This window comes from Streptomyces sp. NPDC043861, assembly GCF_056435905.1.
Genome location: NZ_JBWKDP010000013.1, coordinates 56,448 through 74,836, shown reverse-complemented (window position 1 = coordinate 74,836; position 18,389 = coordinate 56,448). Strand labels below are relative to the sequence as shown.

Below are 18,389 nucleotides of genomic sequence, written 5' to 3'. Positions count from 1 at the left end.
ACGCGGATCGCGGGGGTCGACGGACCTGTGCTGTGGCCGTGTGAAAGGCCGGACCGTGTCGACGAGTTGCATGTGGAGGGGGATCGAACCGCTCGCCGATCACATGGCCGGCTTCCCGTTGAGCTGACTGCACCGCGGGCCCAGCGGCTCAGGGGTGAACCTCGGTGCCGATGCGGGCGATGAGCAGGGCGATGTCGTCGTCGGCGGAGGCAGGCACCAGATGGGTGACCAGTGTGTCGCACAGATGGGCGAGATGCCGTCCGGGCCGTGCCAGCAGATGGACCAGATCAGTGAGGCGTTCGTCGATGTCGCTCCCCCGGCTTTCGACGAGACCGTCGGTGTACAGGACCAGCAGGCTGCCGGGCGTCAGTGTGATGTCGGTGGTGGCGAACTCGATCCCGCCGATGCCGAGCGGCGCACCGGGCGGAAGATCGAGAAGGCGGGCGGTGCCGTCGGGGGTGACGACGACCGGCGGCGGGTGCCCGGCACGGGCGATGCGGCACAGGCCGGTCGAAGGGTCGCAGACGGCATAGAGGAAGGTCGCCAGCATCGGCTCGGCGAGGTCCGCCAGCGTGGCCTCCAGCTGATGCAGGAGCTCAACGGGAGACAGGTCGAGGCGTGCCAGTGCGCGCACGGTGCTGGACAGCCGGCCCATCACCGCGGCGGCCGAAATCCCGTGCCCCATCACATCCCCGATCAGCAGGGCCGCCTTCGCTCCGGCGAGGGGGACGACGTCGTACCAGTCCCCGCCGACCTCGTTGACATCGCTGGCCGGCAGATAGCGATGGGCGACCTCGATGCCGGGCGGTGCTGTGATGTGCTGGGGCAGCATGCTGCGTTGGAGGACGACGGCGGTGTCGTGCTCGCGGTGGTAGAGACGGGCGTTGTCGACGCAGACAGCGGCCCGGGCGGCCAGATCGCTTGCGAGAGTGACGTCTTCGGCGTCGAACGGGCCCAGTGGACTGCTTCGGTAGAACGTGGCCAGTCCCAGCACCACGCCTCGGGCCATCAGCGGCGCCATCATGAGTGAATGCACGCCGATCCGCAGGAGTTGCTCGGGTTTGTCCGTGTGACGGGCAGCCGGCGCCACGGTGCGTGCGTCGAGGCTGGCGATGAGGAACGGTTGCCGCTCCGCGAGTGCCTGGGTGTACGGGGCGCCTGCGGGAAATGAGAGCGTACGCCCAAGTGGGGCGAGGGTGTCGGCGACCTCGGAACCGGTGAGCGGGGCCTTGCCGAGTCGGCGCAGCGCAGCACCGGCGACCAGCCCGACGCCCGGGTCGCCACCGGCGGCGAGCGCGTCCAGCACATCGACGGTGACGACGTCAGCGAGGTCGGGAACGGCGACATCGGCCAGTTCCTGCGCTGTGCGCTCCAGTTCCAGCGTCGTTCCCACCCGGAGGCTGGCCTCGTCGAGCAGGGCGAGCCGGCGCCGGCTCGCATCCGCCTCGGCGTGTGCCCGCTGCTGGTCGGTGATGTCGATGATGGATGCGGTGATGCCGATCGGATTCCCCGCCGCGTCCTCCAGGCGGACGTAGGAGCACGACCACACCCGCTCGCGGCGGGGGTCGGCGGGGGTTCGGCCGGTGCGACGAAAATCCCGGATCGGCTCGCCGGTGGCGAGAACCCGGCGCATCGCCCTCTCCATGTCCGTGGTGTTCGTCTGCGGCAGAACCTGCGCCAGCCTCCGCCCGAGATGCGCTTCGAGCGGTACACCGTTCATCTCCTCCAGGGCGGGATTCACCTGGAGGAACCGGAGTCTCGTGTCGAAGATGGCGATTCCGACCGGTGAACGCGAGAACACCCCGTCCCACACGGCCGACGAGCCGCGGATTCTGCGGGCACCGTGCGCGTCGGCGGCGAAGACGAGGACGGTGTTGCCGCTGTGCCGGCCGGACACGGGACATGCCCAGACCTCGAGCTCCATCGGGTGCCCGTCGCGGTGCCAGGCCGTGACCGTGCCCATCACACCGCGGCCGGACGCGGCGGCCTCCCACAGTGACCGTCCCAGTGTCCGATCGGACCCCGGATGCAGCAGACGGGCGATGTGCCGGCCCAGAACCTCCTGGGGCTCGTAGCCGAGCAGCTCCCGCGCCTCCTGCTCCCAGCGCACCACCGTCCCGTCGGCACTGGTGGCCACGAGTGCCACCGGCAGCTCGCCCAGCCATCCGCCCGCGTCCCGCGCGGCATCCTTGCCGCCGGTCGCGTCGCCGCTCGGCACGCCCTCGTTCATCACCCGACATCCGCATGGCCCGGCATGATCCGTATGTTCAGTATGAGCGCGCGCACGGACGGCGGCACGGCAAGGGGCGTCCCGCCGCCGAGCCATCCCCCCACAGGGGGCAGTGGGACCGTCAGCGAGGCTCCGGCCTGCGGCTTTGTGTCCGGCCCGCCCGAGCCGATTCCCGTCCGGCGTCCGGAGCAGTCAGGAGACGGGCCGGACGGTCTCCCCGTGCCCGGCCCGCGGGAGCAGGGCGGCCAGCGCAGCGGCTGTGGCACCTGCGGGTTCGGCCTGATAGACGACCAGCTGCTGGTGGGGAGCCGCATTCACGGTGAAGGCCGAGAACCTGATCTCCAGATCGCCCACCCGCCCGTGTCTGAGGCGCTTGCTCCGGAAGGTCTTCGCCCCGACCTCGTGCCGGGCCCACAGCGCCGCGAATTCCGGGCTCCGGTCCGAGAGCGTTTTCACGATCTCACTGATCCGCGGCGATTCAGGGTCGTGCCCGTGGGCTGCTCGGAGCTCGGCGACGCACGACCGGGCGGCCTCGGCCCAGTCCCGGTAGAACCGGCGGGCTGCCGGGTCGACGAAGATCATGCAGGCCAGGTTGTCGAACCGCTCGAAGCCTGTGTGCAGGGCCGCGGCGAGGGCGTTGTGTGCCAGTACGTCCAGGGCCGGGCCGAGGACGAAGGCGGGGGCGTCGTGCCAGCTGTCCAGCAGCCGCACCAGCTGCGGGTCGACCCGGTCGTGCGCAGGAACGGGGCTCCGGCGTTCCCGGGGGGCCCGGTTCAGCCTCCGCAGGTGCTCGGTGGCCTCGGCGTCGAGACGGAGTGCGGCGGCAACGGCCCCGATGACCTGGGGCGAGGGACTGGACTCACGGCCCTGTTCCAGGCGTGTGTAGTAGTCGGGACTCACGCCGGCGAGCAGGGCGACCTCCTCGCGACGCAGGCCCGGGACCCGCCGTCGGCCGTAAGCGGCCAGACCCGCGTCCTGGGGCTTGAGGCCTTCACGCCGCGCTCTGAGGAACTCACCCAACGCAGTGCGGTCGTTCATGCTGCCAGGCTAAGGGCTGTCCCGTAATCCCCGGCGGGCGCACGACGACTGCTACGGCACTCCCCCAGCTGCCGCTGGGAGGCACCCCCACGCTGCGTTGTCGGAGTTCCCGAATACGCCCAGTATGAGGACACCCCTCCGCCTTACGATGCTTCCCCTCGACCCTGGCGGGCCCGGGGAGACCCCATGCATCTGACGCCGCGCGCTGGTCCACCGGAGATTACGGGACAGCCCTTGGTCGAGGCCCCTGCTCGGGTGTTGTCGGTCCTGCCGGGCATGAGGGCGCAGCCGCCAACTGCCGTGGGACGCGGGTTCATCGACGCCCGCCGTGCCGCACGGGCCGACGACCTGCGCCTTCTGCTTGACTCGGAGCATGCTGAGAATCGGTTCCGTTGTGCTGGGCGTGTCCGACGTGCCGCGTGCGATGACGTTCTGGACCGAGGCCCTGGGATACGTGCCGCGGGAGGCGGCCACGGACGACTGGGTGGTGCTGGTACCCGCGGACGGGACCGGGGCCCGGCTGTCGCTCGGTCTCAGCACGACACCGGTCCAGGAACATCCGCGGATCCACCTGGACCTGTACGCCGACGACGCGGCCGACCAGGCTGCCGAGGTCGAACGGCTGGTGTCGCTCGGTGCCCGTCACATCGACTGGGACAGCTATCCGCAGGACGCCGACTTCATCGTTCTCTCCGACCCCGACGGCAACCGCTTCTGCGTCGTCGACACCGGTCACGGCCGACGACTCGCCGGCCCGGCGCACGACCGGCCCGGCAGCAGATCGGCTGGACGGCGGGATGCGGCATCCACGATGACGATGCCGGAGTGGCGGCCCGCTCATCTTGACCATGGCTCGTTCCGGGCGACCTTGCGTACGGCCCGGGTCGCCTGACCTGCCCGCCCGGCGAGCAGACCGGCACTCGGCATGGTTGCGTCACAGGACTGGGGCCGGCACCGGGAACGGACGCTGGGGGTCGATGGGCTCGGGCAGCCGCAGGTGCTCCGGCGGCTGCGGACCATCCGCACGCCTCGGGACGGCATGAGCCGACCGGAAGGCGAAGGACCGCCACCCGCTCGTCACTGCAGCCGGCGGCACCTGGAGCCGATACGCGCCAGGTGTCGCGAGCGCATTGCGGTGCCGGCCTGTGAGGATGGCGGGCGAGGCTGCCGTACGGGCGGCGGGCAACGCGTCGAGGGAGTCGCGAGGATGTCGCCGCGAGCACGGGACCCCATCCAGCGGATGGAAGATCACCAAGTGGCGATCTACGTGGCCGCGATGGGCGTCGGAGCCGTCCTCGGGCTTGCCGTGCCGGCGGCCGGGCCGGGCCTGGAACACGCGATCAATCCGGTCCTGGGCGCCATGCTGTTCGTGACCTTCCTCCAGGTCCCTGCCGGGGACCTGCTCCGGTCGGTGAAGGACGGCCGTTTCCTCATGGCCACGCTGGCGGTGAATTTCGTGGTCGTGCCCCTGGTGGTTGCCGCAATGTTCCCCTTCCTGCCCGGCGACCAGGCGGTTCGGATGGGCGTCCTGCTCGTTCTGCTGTGTCCGTGTGTGGACTACGTGATCGTCTTCAGCGGCCTGGCCGGCGGTTCCAGCCGGCGCCTGCTGGCCGCGACTCCGATGCTGCTGGTCGTGCAGATGCTGCTGCTGCCGGTGTTCCTCTTCGCGTTCATGGGCCCGGAGCTGGCCGGTGCCGTCGATGCCGGCCCGTTTCTGGAGGCCTTTCTCGTACTGATCGTCATCCCCCTGGTCCTGGCCTGGGCCGTCCAGGGATGGGCCGGACGGGTCGCGGCCGGGCGCAGGACAGCGGACGCGCTGACCACCACGATGGTGCCGCTGATGGCCGCGACCTTGCTGCTCGTCGTGGCGTCCCAGGTCCCCCGACTCGGTGCACAGCTCGGCGACGTGATTGCAGTCGTTCCGTTCTACATCCTCTTTCTGCTGGTCATGGCCTTCGCGGGGAAGGCCGTCGCCCTGCTCTTCCGGCTGGACTCCGGATCCGCCCGAGCCGTGATCTTCACCGGAGCGACGCGCAACTCCCTCGTCGTCCTTCCACTCGCGCTGGCCCTGCCGGGCGGCCTCGGCGTCGCGGCCGTCGTCGTGGTCACCCAGACACTCGTCGAAGTCGTGGGCATGGTCGTCTACGTCCGCCTCGTCCCCCGTCTCGCCCCGTCGGACGACGGAGTTGCCGAGCGGATCTGAAGGCGTCCGCCAGGAAGGCCGTCAGGGCGCGCAGGATCTGCCGGGACGCCCGGATCATGGCCGACCGCTCGCGATGCCACCGAAAACAGCAGGCGGTGCTCTGCCGCCTGGCCATAGACTCACGTTCATGAGCCGACGACATTGATCCCCCGCCGCAGGTCCGGGAACGGGCTGTCGCGGGCCACCGCGTGGGTGAGCGCCCCGGTGACCCGCCCGTTCTGCAGAAGGACCAGTGTCCATGCTCGTCTCGTCGTCATGCCCGCCCGCGCCCGGAGTGCGCCGGCTGGAGCGAACTCTTTACGCTTACGCAGGACTTGAGGATTTCGTCCTGCTCTATCCCGTCTATGCACTGCTGTTCGCCGAACACGGCCTGAGCACCGCCCAGATCTCCTCGCTGTTCGCCCTCTGGTCGCTCACCGCACTGTTCGTTGAGGTGCCGTCGGGGATATGGGCCGATGTCGTGTCCCGGCGTCTGATGGTGGTGGTCGGACCGCTGCTCCCGGCGGCCGGCTTCGCTCTGTGGGTGGTCGTCCCGTCCTACGAGGCCTTCGCGGCCGGGTTCATGCTGTGGGCCGTCGGTGGGGCGCTGCGGTCCGGCGCCATGGAAGCGCTGGTGCACGATGAACTCGACCGGCTCGGCGCGGCATCGCGATACGGGCGCGTGATGGGGCGTGCCGCTGCAGCAAGCATGGTCGCGACAGCTGCGGCAACGGCCGCCGCAGGCCCGGTGTTCGCATGGGGCGGATACACCGCAGTGGGTGCCGCCGGAATCGCGGCATGTCTGCTCTGCTCCGCCGTCGGACGGATGCTGCCCGAGCACCGTGACACCGGCCGACCCACCGGCGCCGGAACACACGGCGCCGGGTCGTCGGCGGGCTTCGCCGGTACGTTGCGTGCCGGTCTCAAGGAGGCAGGGGGCAGCCGCCGGGTACGCAACGCCTTGATCCTTTCCGTGGCGGTGACATCCGTCTGGGGTGCCCTCGACGAGTACGTGCCACTGCTTGCCGCCGCCACGGGTGCCGCCACGACGACCGTTCCCTGGCTGGTCCTGATCGTCTGGGTCGGGGTGACGCTCGGGTCACTGCTCGTGGGCCCCGGCGAGCGCCTCACCTCGCGGGCCCTCGGCGCGGCCGTCGCGGCCGCGTCGGGTGCGCTCGCGGGCGGGGCGCTGCTCGGCAGTCCCCCGGGACTGGTTCTCGTCGGCGCCGGGTTCCTCGTGTTCCAGCTGGCGGACGTACTCGCCGACGCCCGGCTTCAGGAAGCCATCACCGGTCCGAGCCGGGCGACCGTGACGTCCCTCGCCGGTCTCGGCACGAGCCTTGCCACGCTTCTGGTCTACGCAACCTACGCCGCGCTCTCCACCCGTGTGTCCCACGGCACCGCGTTCGCACTGTTCGCCGTCCCGTATCTGGTGATCGCCCTGCTTCTGAGCGGACCGCGCCGTGCAGCCCGGAGCTCCGGGGCGAACGGGGAGTGAAGCGCCCGGGCGGCACGGAGCTGCGGGTGGAGACACGACCGGGCGGCACGGAGCTGCGGGTGGAGACACGAACCGGCCGGCGGACAGCGGCACGGAGGGCGGGCGCATCAGGGGCTCGGGCGGGGCCGTCAGGACGGCGGGACACCGTCCACGGCCGTGGTCCGGTAGCGTCCCCGGAACTCGGTGAGGAGTTCGTCCGTCACCTCGGCCCCCGCCGCGACGGCCGCATGCACATCGCGGAAGTAGCCCTCGTAGCCGGCCGGGGTGTAGAGGCACAGCCCGCGGACGGTACTGCCGCCCGCGTTCCGGAAGCCGTGCGGAGTGCCTCGCACGGCCGACAGCAGATGCCCCGGGCCCACCGTCACCTCGCCCTCCCCGTTGTGGAGGGTCAGCATCCCTTCGAGCACGTAGAAGTACTCGTCGTGCCCGTGGTGAACATGCGGCCGCGCGCCGACGGTTCCCGGAGCCAGGGTGAACTCCTCGAAGGCGAAACGTCCTTCGGTGTGCTCGGCGGTCAGCCGGAAGAAGTGCTCCACCCCGGCCACGTCGATGAGTTCACCGTCCTCGGGACGCAGAAGCAGCGGACGTGGGGCGGGTATCGGTAACGGTCGCTCCATCATCACTGCATCCTGGCAGACGTGGCCCGAGTGCCGGGAACCGACGTCATGCCGTGACGTCGGCCCCGGCCCTCCGGCCGTGCAGAACGCCGAGTGCGGTGACGGCCGCGGCGAGAAGTCCCAGTGCGAGCAGCGCGGGCATCAGGGCGACCAGCGGACCTGCGGCCAGGCAGCCGAGTCCGCCCACGACGAGGACGAACGGCCTGCGTCCACTGGTGCGCAGCAGCCAAGTAGCCGGTACGCCGCCTCCGCCGGAGGACCACCAGTTCGGCCAGGACGGTCACGACGGCCACCGAGGCGACCCGGATCAGCCGGGCGCCCCGTCCTGCGACCCGTGCCGACACGTCGGCCGCTGTTTTGCCGGCGTCGGCCCGAGCCATGAGTTGATGCGTCAATCAGTGGAGAGCTAATCTCCACCAGTGACCGAACCCCGATGGCTGGACGAGACGGAACGCCGCGCATGGCAGGGTCTCGTGGCCATGAGCCAGCTCCTGGAGGAGCAGGTCAACCAGGGGCTGCGGCGGGCCGGCGAGCTCTCCATGGCCGACTACCGTGTGCTCGTTCCACTGTCGGAGGCCGAGGACCACAGGCTGCGGATGCAGGAGCTCGCCGCACAGGCCCGGTGGGAGAAGAGCCGACTGTCCCACCAGGTGCGCCGGATGGAAGGCCGGGGCCTGGTACGCCGCGAGGAGTGCCCCACCGACGCCCGCGGCGCCTTCGCCGTGCTCACACCCGAAGGGCTGGACGCCATCCGCACCGTCGCGCCCCTGCACGCGGCCAACGTCCGCCGCATCTTCGTCGATGCGCTCTCGCGCGAGCAGCTGGCAGCCCTTGCCGAGATCTCGGAGACCGTGGTGCACCGCCTGGGCGGCCGCATCGGCACCGAGTAGTCGCCCCACCCCGGCATCGCACTCGCGTCGCACCGCCCACCGCACACTCGTCCACTGCCCGTTCGTCGCGGGCCCGGCGTCGCCGCAGCGTCACCTCAGCCATTTAGTTGACTCATCAACTTTCCGGGTCTAGCGTGGAATCCAGTGGTTGATACGTCAGCCACATTAGGTGACGCGTCAACCTCATGCGTCGTATCACCCCGGGCACAAAGGAGACAGAAGCCATGTCGACAGCGAACGACAAGCCCGAAACCGCCGCCACCCCGCCGAGCCGACGGAGCATCCTCCGCTACTCCGCGGCAGCAGCTTCCGTACCCGCCGCAGCAGCCCTCCTCCAGCCTCTTCTGCCCTCCGGGACGGCACTGGCCGCCGACGGCACCCCCGCCGCCTACGCCCCTGTCCCGCCGACAGCGCGAGGCCCGCGCATTCCCGAGAAGGGCTACCTGGTCCAGGAGATCCGCGACGGGCTCCACTGGATCACGGACGGCACCTACCAGATGATCTTCCTCGTGACCGGGGCGGGCGTCGTGGTCGTGGACGCACCGCCGACCATCGGCCACAACATCCTCCGCGCGATCGCGGAGGTGACGTCACAGCCGGTCACCCACGTCGTGTACTCGCACCACCACGCCGACCACATCGGCGCCGCCGGGATCTTCCCGCGGAAGGCGGTCCGCATCGCCCACGAGCGCACACGGCGACTGCTGGCGGAGACCCGTGACCCGAACCGCCCCCTGCCGACCCGCGTCTTCTCCGACTCACTGCGACTCGAGGTGGGCAACCAGGTCCTGAAGCTGCACTACAAGGGCCCCAACCACAGCCCGGACAACATCTTCATCCACGCCCCCGAGCAGCGCGTGCTGATGCTCGTCGACCTGGTCTTCCCCGGCTGGGTGCCGTTCAAGAACCTGGCCATGTCCACGGACATCCCCGGCTGGACGGAGGCACACGACCAGGCCCTCGACTTCCCCTTCGAGACATACGTCGGAGGGCACCTCACCCGGCTGGGCACTCGCCGGGACGTCGAGATCCAGCGCGAATACGTGCGCGACCTCGACCGGCACGCCCGGGCGTCGATCGCCGCGGTGGACCCGACCCCGATGTTCGCCCAGTACCCGGACAACCCCTGGGCCGTGTTCAAGACCTACATGGACGCGGTCACCCAGCGGACCTCCGACGCGGTGGTACCCGCCTGGGTGGACCGCCTGGGCGCCGCCGACGTCTTCACCTACGACAATGCCTTCGCGATGTTCGAGGCGCTGAGGATCGACTACGGCGTCCTCGGACCGTTCTCCGTGCGCCCCTGATCACCGCTCGGAGCGCAGGTCACCGCGCGAAGCCCGCTTGCCCCGGCCCATCGACCGGAGCAAGCGGGGCAGCCGGGCAGCCGGGCAGCCGGGCGCGATCTCTGCACACATTGGTTGACTTGTCAACCAGCAGTGCTACGGTGAAATTCAGTGGATACATCAACCGATATGTCCACGAACCTCTGATCGGTGCGAACCATGAACACCACTCCAGTGAGCACCCGGACGGAGGAGCGACGCAGGGCCGTCTTCAGGCTCCCCCGGTCGGCCACGGCACCACGATCCGCCCGTCGGCTCGTCGAGAACGTCCTGGCCGGCTGGGGCGCACCGACGGATCTGGTGGACACCCTGCGACTGCTCACCAGCGAGCTGATCACCAACGCCGTCGCACACGGGCGCGGCCGGGTCGGGCTCGAGCTCCGCCTCCTCCCGGCGCCGGGAAACCGTCCTCAAGCGGTTCTGCGCATGGAGGTCGCCGACGCTTCCCCCGAGCCCGCACTGCGGGAAGGCCCCCGGGAGGACCGGGAGCACGGCCGGGGGCTCTTCCTCGTGGATGCACTCTCCGACCGCTGGGGCCAGGATCTTCTCGTGGGCGGAAAACGCATCTGGTGTGAGTTCGCTCTGCCGGCGCGCGCCGATGAACGGGGCCCGGGCCGACGCTCGTGAGCCCGGACGGCAACGGGACAGGCACGACCAGAAAGGCACGATCATGACGGACTCCCCCCGCTCGCACGAGGACACGGGCGCGATGCCCGCCCCTGGCAGCCGGGAAACACTGCGGGTACTGGTGCTGTCCGGATCGTTGAGGACAGGCTCGGTGAACTCGCGGCTGGCCGCGCTGGTCGCCTCGCTCATCGGCCGGACCGGTGCGACGACCGACCTGGCACGTCTGCGCGACTTCGACACCCCCTCGTACGACGGAGATGCCGAGGAGGCTCAGGGGCCGCCCGAGGCGGCCGTCGCCCTGCGGGACCGTATCGAGGCGGCTCACGCATTGGTCATGGCGTCACCCGAGTACAACGCCTCGGTCCCGGGCGTGGTGAAGAACGCCATCGACTGGGTGTCGAGATTCCGGCCCCAGCCCTTCAAGGACAAGCAGACCCTGCTTCTCTCGGCGTCCCCGTCCATGGTGGGCGGCAACCGGGGGCTGTGGGCGCTGCGTGTTCCCCTGGAGCACCTGGGCGCCCGCGTCTATCCCGACATGTTCAGCCTGGCGCAGGCCCATCAGGCGTTCGACGACAACGGGGACCTGATCAACACCCGGCTGCAGGACCGGCTGGCCGTGACGGTGAGCTCCTTCCTGGATCTGGTCGAGGCGGACACGCTCTACCCCTGTCTCCAGCGCCGCTGGTACGAGTTCCTCGGCGACAGCACGAGCGCCCCCGTCACACAGCGCGCGGAGTACTGAACGGCGCGCGGGCGCCACTCGTCCGAAGCATCACCGATGCATTCAGGGGACCGGAGATGACGAACGAATTCCCCGCCGGAACCGAGCTGACCCATCTGCTGGTGGTCGCCGACATCGACCGCTCGCGCGACTTCTACCGCGATGTCGTGGGCGCCGAGGTCGTCCGGGAGTACGGCGGAACCAGCGCGGTGCTCAGTCTGTCGGGAACGTGGCTCCTGCTGGTCACCGGCGGTGGGCCGACGGCGGACAAGCCCCACGTGACGTTCGCCCCGCCCGGCGACGCGACCCGGGTGAGCCATGAGATGACCTTCCGCGTCGCCGACTGCCGCGCCGCCTACGAGACGCTTCGCAGCAGGGGTGCGCACTTTTTGACGCCGCCGGTGGATCACGACGCCGAGATCCGCTGTTTCTTCCGCGACCCGGACGGCCATCTGCTCGAGCTCAGCGAAGCTCGCTGACCTCCGGGACGGCCGCAGGGCCACGCGACCGCCCCGGAGGTGATCAGGCGCTCGGCACAGGGCTGAGAAGGCCGGTCACCAGAGCGGCGAACTCGTCGGGGGTGATGACCGCGACGGCGAGCTGTTCGGCCTTGACCCGCTTGGAACCGGCTCCCTCTCCCGCGACCAGCAGGCTGGTCCGTCTGGAGACGCTGGAGGACGACCGGCCTCCGGCGCGTTCGATGAGTTCGTTCATCTGGTTGCGGGAGAGCTCTTCGAGCGGGCCGGTCATCGCCCCGGTGACGACCACGGTCATGCCCGCCAAAGGGCCCGCGGCCGCAGGATCGGCATCGTCCTCCGCCTCCCCGGTGGGGGAAGGGGGAACGGCGCCCGGCTCGGTCATGTTCACGCCGGCGACGATCAGCTTGTCGATGACCGGCGCGAGTTCGGCGAGCTCGGCGACGATCACGGGTGCCTTCTCCACGCCGATGCCTTCCACCTGCTGCACGGCCTCGGCGTCGGCCTGCCGAAGCGCATCCATCGTGGCGAAGTGGCGGGCGATGCGACGTGACATGGAGCGGCCCGTGCCACGGACACCGAGCGCACACAGCACGCGGTTGAGCGGACGGGTTCTGGCCTGCTCGATCGCGGCCAGCAGATTGTCGGTGCTGGTGGGGCCCATACGGTCCAGTTGCAGCAGCTGGTCGCGGGTGAGGGTGAAGAGATCGGCGATGTCGGCCACCAGGCCCGCGTCCACGAGCTGCACGATCCGGGTGGTCCCCAGACCTTCGATGTCGAACTGGTCGCGGCCGACGGCGTAGGAGAGCGAGGCGACCAGATGGCAGTCGCGGCCGCGTATGCACCGCCACCGCTGCTCGCCGGTGTCGATACCGGAGCCGCACTGCGGGCACACCTCGGGAAAGGCGATCGTCTGTTCGGCACCGGTCCGCAGGTGGGCGACGGGTGCTTCGATGCGCGGGATGATGTCGCCTGCCTTGTACACCATCACCTGGTCCCCGATGCGCAGATCGCGGCGGGCGATGTCGGCCGGGTTGTGGAGGGTCGCGTAGGTGACGGTGGAACCGTCGATCTCGACGGGCTCGAGGACGGCGCGTGGGGCGATGACGCCGGTACGGCCGACCGCCCACTCCACGTCGAGCAGCCGGGTGATCTTCTCGACGGCGGGCAGCTTGTACGCGGTCGCCCACCTGGGCGCGCGCGACCCGGCACCGGCATCGCGCTGATCGGCCGCCAGATCCGCCTTGACGACGATCCCGTCGATCCCGAACGGCAGCTCCGCGCGAAGAGCGGCTATCTCCTCGACACGGGCGAGGACTTCCTCGGTGGTGGTCACCGTGCTGCCGGGAACGGCGGTCGCCGCGGTGGTGTTCACACCGAGAGCCGCCGCCCGCCCGACCAGCTCACCATGGGGAAGCCGGGCGAGTTCATCGGCGAGCGCCCGGCCGCAGGCCGGCAGCGGGAGCAGCCCGTACGCGAAGAAGGACATCTCCACGGTGTACGCGCGATCCTTCGCGCGCAGGGTGCCGGCCGCGGCGTTGCGCGGATTCGCGAAAGGCTCTCCCCCGTGCCTGACGCGGACGGCGTTCGCGGTCTCGAACTGGGCCGTCGTCATCAGCACCTCGCCGCGCAGTTCCACACTGACCGGCTCGGCCAGCACCGCGGGCAGGCCGACGATGGTGCCGACCGCGTGCGAGACGTCCTCGCCGGCACTGCCGTCCCCCCGAGTGATCAGGCGGGTCAGTCTGCCGTCCTGGTAGCGGGCCGCGATCGCCAGCCCGTCCAGCTTGGGCTCCACGCTCCACGCCGCGACCGGGCGGCCGATCCGCCGCTCGAGGGAGGCGGCCCAGACCCTGAACTGGTCGGCGGAGAAGACATTGTCGAGCGACAGCATCGGGACGATGTGCGGCACGTCTCCGACCGTCGCCCCGCCGGCGACCTTCCCTGTCGGCGAACCCGGCAGCACCTGGTCCGGGTGGCCGGCCTCCCAGGCGATGATCGCTGCCACCAGGCGGTCGTAGGCGTCGTCGTCGAGCGCGCTGTCCCCGCCCGTGTAGTAGGCGGCCGCCGCTGTGGTCGCATCCTCGACCGCCTGCGCATACGCAGCGGCATCGGCAAGAACCGGAGTCTTCGTCATGTCCGACATCGTGCACCGCGGCACTGACAGTCCTGCGCACGCCCACTCGCCCACGGGCCGGCCGGACGGTCTGTTCGAGCGATGGCCGAGGTGCACTGTCAGACCCCTCTCGTAGCGTCGAGGACATGGGCCATGCCCGACCGGGTGGCCCAGTGAGGGAGCCGGTCATGGGAAACATCAGCGTCAACAGGCAGAGCCTGCACAGACTCCTCGCCGACAGCGAGCACGAGCCGTACGGCATCACGTACCAGCGGGATTTCACCGAGATCGCCGCCACCCACCAAGGACGTCCACCGGCCGAGATCGTGCCGCTGCTGCGCCGCGCCGCCGACCGGGCGCTGCTGGAGTTCACACCGTCGGACCTGCGTGCACAGGCCCAGGCAATCAGCGCGGGTACGCCGTACGAACTGCGGATCAGGGTGACGTGAGGCCGGGACGCCGGACCACGTGCCCCAGGAAGCGGTGGCGGGGCCGGCTGCACACCGTTCTCACGCTTGCAGGCGGAACGTCCTGGAGGGGTTCCATCCGTCGTCCGGCACGACTGCGGAGGTCGGGCCGTCCGTGGCCGCGCTCCCGCCTCAGCTTCGCAGGAGCCGTCGGGCAAGAGCGGTCTCGTCGTCGCGGACCTCACTCGCGAGCGCCTCGCGGAGCCGCCAGCGCACCGTGTTCCCCTCCGGGTCCTCGAGGCTCCCCCGGTGCAGGGCCGCCAGGACACGGCGGCGGACCTCTGCCTCGTCCTCGGGCTCGGCAACGAAGAGCACCCGGAGGCGGACCTCGTCCTGCGACCGGTCCGTGGCGGTGTGGTGCGGGGACAGCGGGCACGGGGGCTCGTGGGCCCAGTCCCCGCACAGGGCGACCGTGACGGCTGCGCCCGGTGCCCGGGCATCGGCACCGGGTTCCATGGTCACCCATGCTTCCATGGCGAACGCCAGTCGCATCGGACCAGCATCCCACATGCCCCTTCCGGGCCTTCCGTCGGATTCTGCGCCCGCCCGCGCCCTCCAACTCTCCGTTGCGCAGTTGCTCCACGGACGACGGCGCCGGCAGTCCCGGGGCCCGCACTCCCCCGGCCCGGGCCCGTCGGAGCCGCCGGACGGGCGGCCGGTGTTGGCGGGTTTCCATCGACCGGGAAGCACATTGCCGCAGGCACCGCCCCTGCCTAGGCTGGCGCGACGTTGCCCAGGGGCCCCCGACCGGACGCTCCGGAGCACGGCGAAAAGGCCCCTCCTCTCCCCCAGGACTTCCCCCGCATGAATGACGTGTCACTCGACGAACGCCGGTGGCTGAAGCGGTTCCAGCCCGCAGACGAGGCACAGGTACGGCTGTTCTGTTTCCCCCACGCGGGCGGCTCCGCCGGATTCTTCGTGCCTCTCGCCCGCGCCCTCGCCCCTGCGGTCGAGGTCGTCGCCGTGCAGTATCCCGGTCGCCAGGACCGCGCCGCGGAGCCCTGTGTCGAGGACATCGCCACCCTGGCCGAGCAGGCGGCCGGAGTACTGGCGGGCCGGACGAGCCGCCCGCTGGCCCTGTTCGGGCACAGCATGGGGGCCGTCGTGGCCTACGAGGTGGCGCGCAGGCTGCTGCGTGACCAACTGCCCATGCCCGTCCACCTCTTCGTGTCCGGCCGCCGCGCGCCCGACCGGTACCGCGACGACTCCTTCCGGCACCACAGCGACGAGGCGATGCTGAGGGAGATACACGGGCTGGGGGGCACGGACCCACGGCTGCTGGGGGATCCCGAGTTCCGCGCGATGATCCTGCCGGCCCTGCGCAGCGACTACCAGGCCATCGAGACCTATCGCTACGTGCCCGGTGGGGCGCCGCCATGCCCCGTCACCGCCCTGGTCGGCGACTCGGATCCGTACACCACCGTGGACGAGGCGAGGGACTGGGAGGGGCACGCCCCCGAAGGCGCCTTCGAGCTGAAGGTGTTCCCCGGCGGCCACTTCTTCCTGGACGACCACAGGGCCGAGGTTCTCGCCGCCGTAACCGAGCGCCTCCTCCCCGGCGCCGGAGCCACCGTCGACACCGCACCCTGATTCCGAACGACCGGACACGCGCCCGGAGTACAGCCTCTCGGAGGACGGCAGGCAGTCGTGCGAGGTTCCGTCGTGGAAACCTGTGTGGGTATGGTCTCAGGCCGCGTGCGCCGTCTTGCGTTCGTGATCGACGCCGTATGTACTGAGGCCGATCCCGACCTGGATCGAATCGCAAACGCCTGCCCGGGAGATACGTTGGACATGGGTTTGAAGGTGTTCTCGGAGCTGCCGCACGACCACGACGGTTTCCGGTACGCAATCACCCGGTGTACCCCACAGGGAATTCGGATCCCTCATCCCTCGCATCCACAGCAGGTCCCCGGGGCCTCGACCACGATGACGACCGTTCGCGCTCCGGCCGTATTCACTGTCGCCAACCGCAATGAGCCCAGCTCCCCTTGCCGCTGAAATGGTTCCGGACCCCGGGCAGCCCTGACAGCCGGCAACGCTCTCTCACGGGGGAGGGATTGGTCCCCCTTTCCCGGCACGACGCATCCCAACTTCCGCCGCCCGCACGGATTCCTTTTTTGCCGGTCGGACAGGAAGGCACCGAAAGGACCATCGAACATGTTACGCGAGCCGATAACGCCGCCGGAAGAGCGGTCCGTCGTCGGGCGGGCCATGAGAATTCTCGCGGCCTTCGACGCCGAGAATCCCATGCTGACGGCCAGTGACCTGAGCCGGCGCTCCGGGCTTCCGGTCGCGACCGCCCACCGCCTGGCGACCAAGCTGGTGGCCCTGGGTGCGCTGGAGCGCCGCAGCGAAGGCATGTACTGCGTCGGTATGCGGCTGTGGCAGGTGGCGTCGCTCGCGCCGCCGTCGAACAGGCGCCAGGCCGCGCTGCCGCATCTGCTCCGGCTGTCCGTCCAGACGCGCTCGACGGTGATGCTCGCCGTCAGGGACGGGACCGAGATGGTGTATCTCGAGGTCATACCCCGGCAGTTGGACCCCACTGAGTTGCCCCGGCCCGGCGCGCGATGTGCCCTGGACAGCAGCAGCATGGGCATGACCCTGCTGGCTCACGCCGACCGTGCGACGCAGCTCATGGCAACGTCGGGGCAGGGTGCGGAAGCGGCGGTTCTACGGGACTGCCTCGCCCGAGTGCGGAGCACGGGGTACGCCCTGGCCGAGGCCACGCCGTGCGAGTCCACCGTCGAGGTCGCCGCGGCAGTGCGCGACGCGGAGAGCCAGGTCGTCGCGGCCGTGGGCGTGGCGAGCACGGTCGACCGGGCGCATCTGCTGGGCATCGTCGATGTCGTACTCCGGGCGGCGGACGCGCTCTCCGGCAGGAGTTACTGAGTCGTCAACATCCGGTCCGCCGTGTCTCCCGCGACACAGCACGGCGGAAACGTCCACCTGTTCGAACGCCGGCCGTGGCATACAACCCGACACCCCTGCCCCCGGATAACTCCTGACACGGCGCCAGGAACCATCAAGAGCGCGCGCGGGGATTGTGCTCCGCGAGGGGTCGATGCTCAACCTTGTGGTCATAGTGTTCGCCGCCTTCCGCACGGAACTTCCCGCTCCCGGGCGCTTACCGGCCATCTTTTCCATTCGCTGAGAACGCCTGTTGCCGCAACGCCGTGTTGTGAAGAGACTGTGTGCGCACCAACTCCGAGCAGACCCTCACACAGCTGTTCGCAGTGTTGGGTGTGCGGCCTTCCGCCAGAGGCAACGGAATTGACCGCATGACAAGTTTCCCTGCACGAAAGAAAAAGAGGGTCTTCATGACACCCAAGATTTCCGCCCGTGCCGTCGTACGCTGCCTCGGCGGCTTTTCACTGGAAATGATGGGCCGCCCCGTGAAGCGATGGCGGGCCGGCAAGGCACGCGAACTATTCCTCTACTTACTCATCAACCGGGGCCGGACGGTCGACCGCGACGAACTGTACGCCGCGCTCTGGCCCGACCGCGCATGGTCCGCGCGGTCCAGCTCCGTCAAGGTCGCCAAGCACGCGGTCCACCAGATACTCAGCGGTCAGGAGTCGGCAGGAGACCAGCCCGCTGCCGAGATCGTGTTCAACGAGTGCGGGTACACCCTCAAGGTCTACGACGCCTGGCTGGACTTCGAGGAGTTCGAGCGGCTCTGCAACGACGGACACAGGGCGGCGGCCCGCGGGGACCGACCGATCGCCACGGAGCAGTATCGCCGGGCGCTGGAACTGCACGTCGGGGACTTCCTGCACGGCGAGACCGCCGACTGGGTCCGGGAGCAGCAGGACTGGGCAAGATCCCTCGCCCTGGGAGCGGCGTACTACCTCCTCCAGGACGCCCTGTGCCGGGGCGACATGCCGGAGGTCATCGACCTGTGCCGCCGGACGCTGGACATCGACCCGTATCAGGAGGACATCTACCGGACCCTGATCCAGGTCCACGGAGAGCTCGGTCAGCTGGGCCAGGCGAAGTCCTGGTACGACCTGTGCAGCCGCCGGATGTCGGGTGATCTGGACATCGATGTCAGCCCCGGTACCCAGCACGTTTTCGAGCGGATGATGCGAGTCCGCGACGTCTCGGTCCGAGCCTCTGGCCAACGCGTAACCACTCCGTAACCGGCCTTCCTAGACTCAGGACCTCGCCTGGCCAAGGAGGTT

General features: G+C 69.9%; 17 protein-coding genes and 1 pseudogene. 12 read left to right on the top strand and 6 right to left on the bottom strand.

The window, feature by feature from the left end; all coding sequences use genetic code 11:
- Window positions 1-148: 148 nt before the first annotated feature.
- Entirely contained in the window at window positions 149-2,230 is a 2,082-nt protein-coding gene (locus tag AC068D_RS26695) for a SpoIIE family protein phosphatase (protein WP_478825611.1), read from the bottom strand.
- A gap of 192 nt (window positions 2,231-2,422) precedes the next feature.
- Window positions 2,423-3,268: a helix-turn-helix domain-containing protein gene (locus AC068D_RS26690; RefSeq protein WP_478825610.1), complete on the bottom strand. Its 846-nt coding sequence runs from the start codon at window positions 3,266-3,268 to the stop codon at window positions 2,423-2,425.
- Between the two features lie 373 nt (window positions 3,269-3,641).
- On the opposite strand from AC068D_RS26690, the pseudogene AC068D_RS26685 reads away from it, so the two are divergent.
- The 3 genes and pseudogenes from AC068D_RS26685 to AC068D_RS26675 form a co-directional block, all read left to right on the top strand.
- Window positions 3,642-4,004 (top strand): annotated as a pseudogene (locus AC068D_RS26685) (VOC family protein); the annotation flags it as partial.
- A gap of 504 nt (window positions 4,005-4,508) precedes the next feature.
- Window positions 4,509-5,471 (top strand): bile acid:sodium symporter, encoded by a 963-nt coding sequence (locus AC068D_RS26680; protein WP_478825609.1) that lies wholly within the window; start codon window positions 4,509-4,511, stop codon window positions 5,469-5,471.
- Window positions 5,472-5,709: 238 nt separating this feature from the next.
- Entirely contained in the window at window positions 5,710-6,948 is a 1,239-nt protein-coding gene (locus AC068D_RS26675) for an MFS transporter (protein WP_478825778.1), read from the top strand.
- Window positions 6,949-7,076: 128 nt separating this feature from the next.
- Here AC068D_RS26675 and AC068D_RS26670 read toward each other — a convergent pair whose 3' ends face one another.
- Window positions 7,077-7,568, bottom strand: a complete 492-nt coding sequence (locus tag AC068D_RS26670) for a cupin domain-containing protein (RefSeq protein ID WP_478825608.1) — start codon at window positions 7,566-7,568, stop codon at window positions 7,077-7,079.
- Window positions 7,569-7,611: 43 nt separating this feature from the next.
- Window positions 7,612-7,752 carry a hypothetical protein gene (locus tag AC068D_RS26665; protein WP_478825607.1) on the bottom strand — a complete coding sequence of 47 codons (141 nt, stop codon included), beginning with the start codon at window positions 7,750-7,752 and terminating at the stop codon, window positions 7,612-7,614.
- 232 nt (window positions 7,753-7,984) lie between these two features.
- Between AC068D_RS26665 and AC068D_RS26660 the strand changes: the two genes are divergently transcribed.
- From AC068D_RS26660 to AC068D_RS26640, 5 genes are all read left to right on the top strand, one after another.
- Window positions 7,985-8,455: a MarR family winged helix-turn-helix transcriptional regulator gene (locus AC068D_RS26660; protein ID WP_478825606.1), complete on the top strand. Its 471-nt coding sequence runs from the start codon at window positions 7,985-7,987 to the stop codon at window positions 8,453-8,455.
- Window positions 8,456-8,679: 224 nt separating this feature from the next.
- Window positions 8,680-9,762 (top strand): MBL fold metallo-hydrolase, encoded by a 1,083-nt coding sequence (locus AC068D_RS26655; RefSeq protein WP_478825605.1) that lies wholly within the window; start codon window positions 8,680-8,682, stop codon window positions 9,760-9,762.
- A 198-nt stretch (window positions 9,763-9,960) separates the two neighbouring features.
- Window positions 9,961-10,428, top strand: a complete 468-nt coding sequence (locus tag AC068D_RS26650) for an ATP-binding protein (protein ID WP_478825604.1) — start codon at window positions 9,961-9,963, stop codon at window positions 10,426-10,428.
- 82 nt (window positions 10,429-10,510) lie between these two features.
- Entirely contained in the window at window positions 10,511-11,170 is a 660-nt protein-coding gene (locus tag AC068D_RS26645) for an NADPH-dependent FMN reductase (protein ID WP_478825777.1), read from the top strand.
- Between the two features lie 56 nt (window positions 11,171-11,226).
- Complete coding sequence (locus AC068D_RS26640) at window positions 11,227-11,628, top strand: VOC family protein (protein WP_478825603.1); 402 nt, start codon at window positions 11,227-11,229, stop codon at window positions 11,626-11,628.
- A gap of 43 nt (window positions 11,629-11,671) precedes the next feature.
- Here AC068D_RS26640 and ligA read toward each other — a convergent pair whose 3' ends face one another.
- Window positions 11,672-13,771, bottom strand: coding sequence for an NAD-dependent DNA ligase LigA (gene ligA / locus AC068D_RS26635; protein ID WP_478825602.1), 2,100 nt, complete (start codon window positions 13,769-13,771; stop codon window positions 11,672-11,674).
- 158 nt (window positions 13,772-13,929) lie between these two features.
- On the opposite strand from ligA, the gene AC068D_RS26630 reads away from it, so the two are divergent.
- Window positions 13,930-14,190 carry a hypothetical protein gene (locus AC068D_RS26630; RefSeq protein ID WP_478825601.1) on the top strand — a complete coding sequence of 87 codons (261 nt, stop codon included), beginning with the start codon at window positions 13,930-13,932 and terminating at the stop codon, window positions 14,188-14,190.
- Window positions 14,191-14,340: 150 nt separating this feature from the next.
- Here AC068D_RS26630 and AC068D_RS26625 read toward each other — a convergent pair whose 3' ends face one another.
- Window positions 14,341-14,700, bottom strand: a complete 360-nt coding sequence (locus AC068D_RS26625) for a hypothetical protein (RefSeq protein WP_478825600.1) — start codon at window positions 14,698-14,700, stop codon at window positions 14,341-14,343.
- A gap of 312 nt (window positions 14,701-15,012) precedes the next feature.
- Here AC068D_RS26625 and AC068D_RS26620 point away from each other — a divergent pair, with 312 nt between their 5' ends.
- The 3 genes from AC068D_RS26620 to AC068D_RS26610 all read left to right on the top strand — a co-directional run bounded on the left by AC068D_RS26620 (window position 15,013) and on the right by AC068D_RS26610 (window position 18,347).
- Window positions 15,013-15,798 (top strand): thioesterase II family protein, encoded by a 786-nt coding sequence (locus tag AC068D_RS26620; protein WP_478825599.1) that lies wholly within the window; start codon window positions 15,013-15,015, stop codon window positions 15,796-15,798.
- Window positions 15,799-16,365: 567 nt separating this feature from the next.
- Window positions 16,366-17,097, top strand: coding sequence for an IclR family transcriptional regulator (locus AC068D_RS26615; RefSeq protein WP_478825598.1), 732 nt, complete (start codon window positions 16,366-16,368; stop codon window positions 17,095-17,097).
- A 428-nt stretch (window positions 17,098-17,525) separates the two neighbouring features.
- A complete protein-coding gene (locus AC068D_RS26610; RefSeq protein WP_478825597.1) occupies window positions 17,526-18,347 on the top strand; it encodes an AfsR/SARP family transcriptional regulator in 822 nt (273 codons plus the stop codon).
- The last annotated feature ends 42 nt before the right edge of the window (window positions 18,348-18,389 follow it).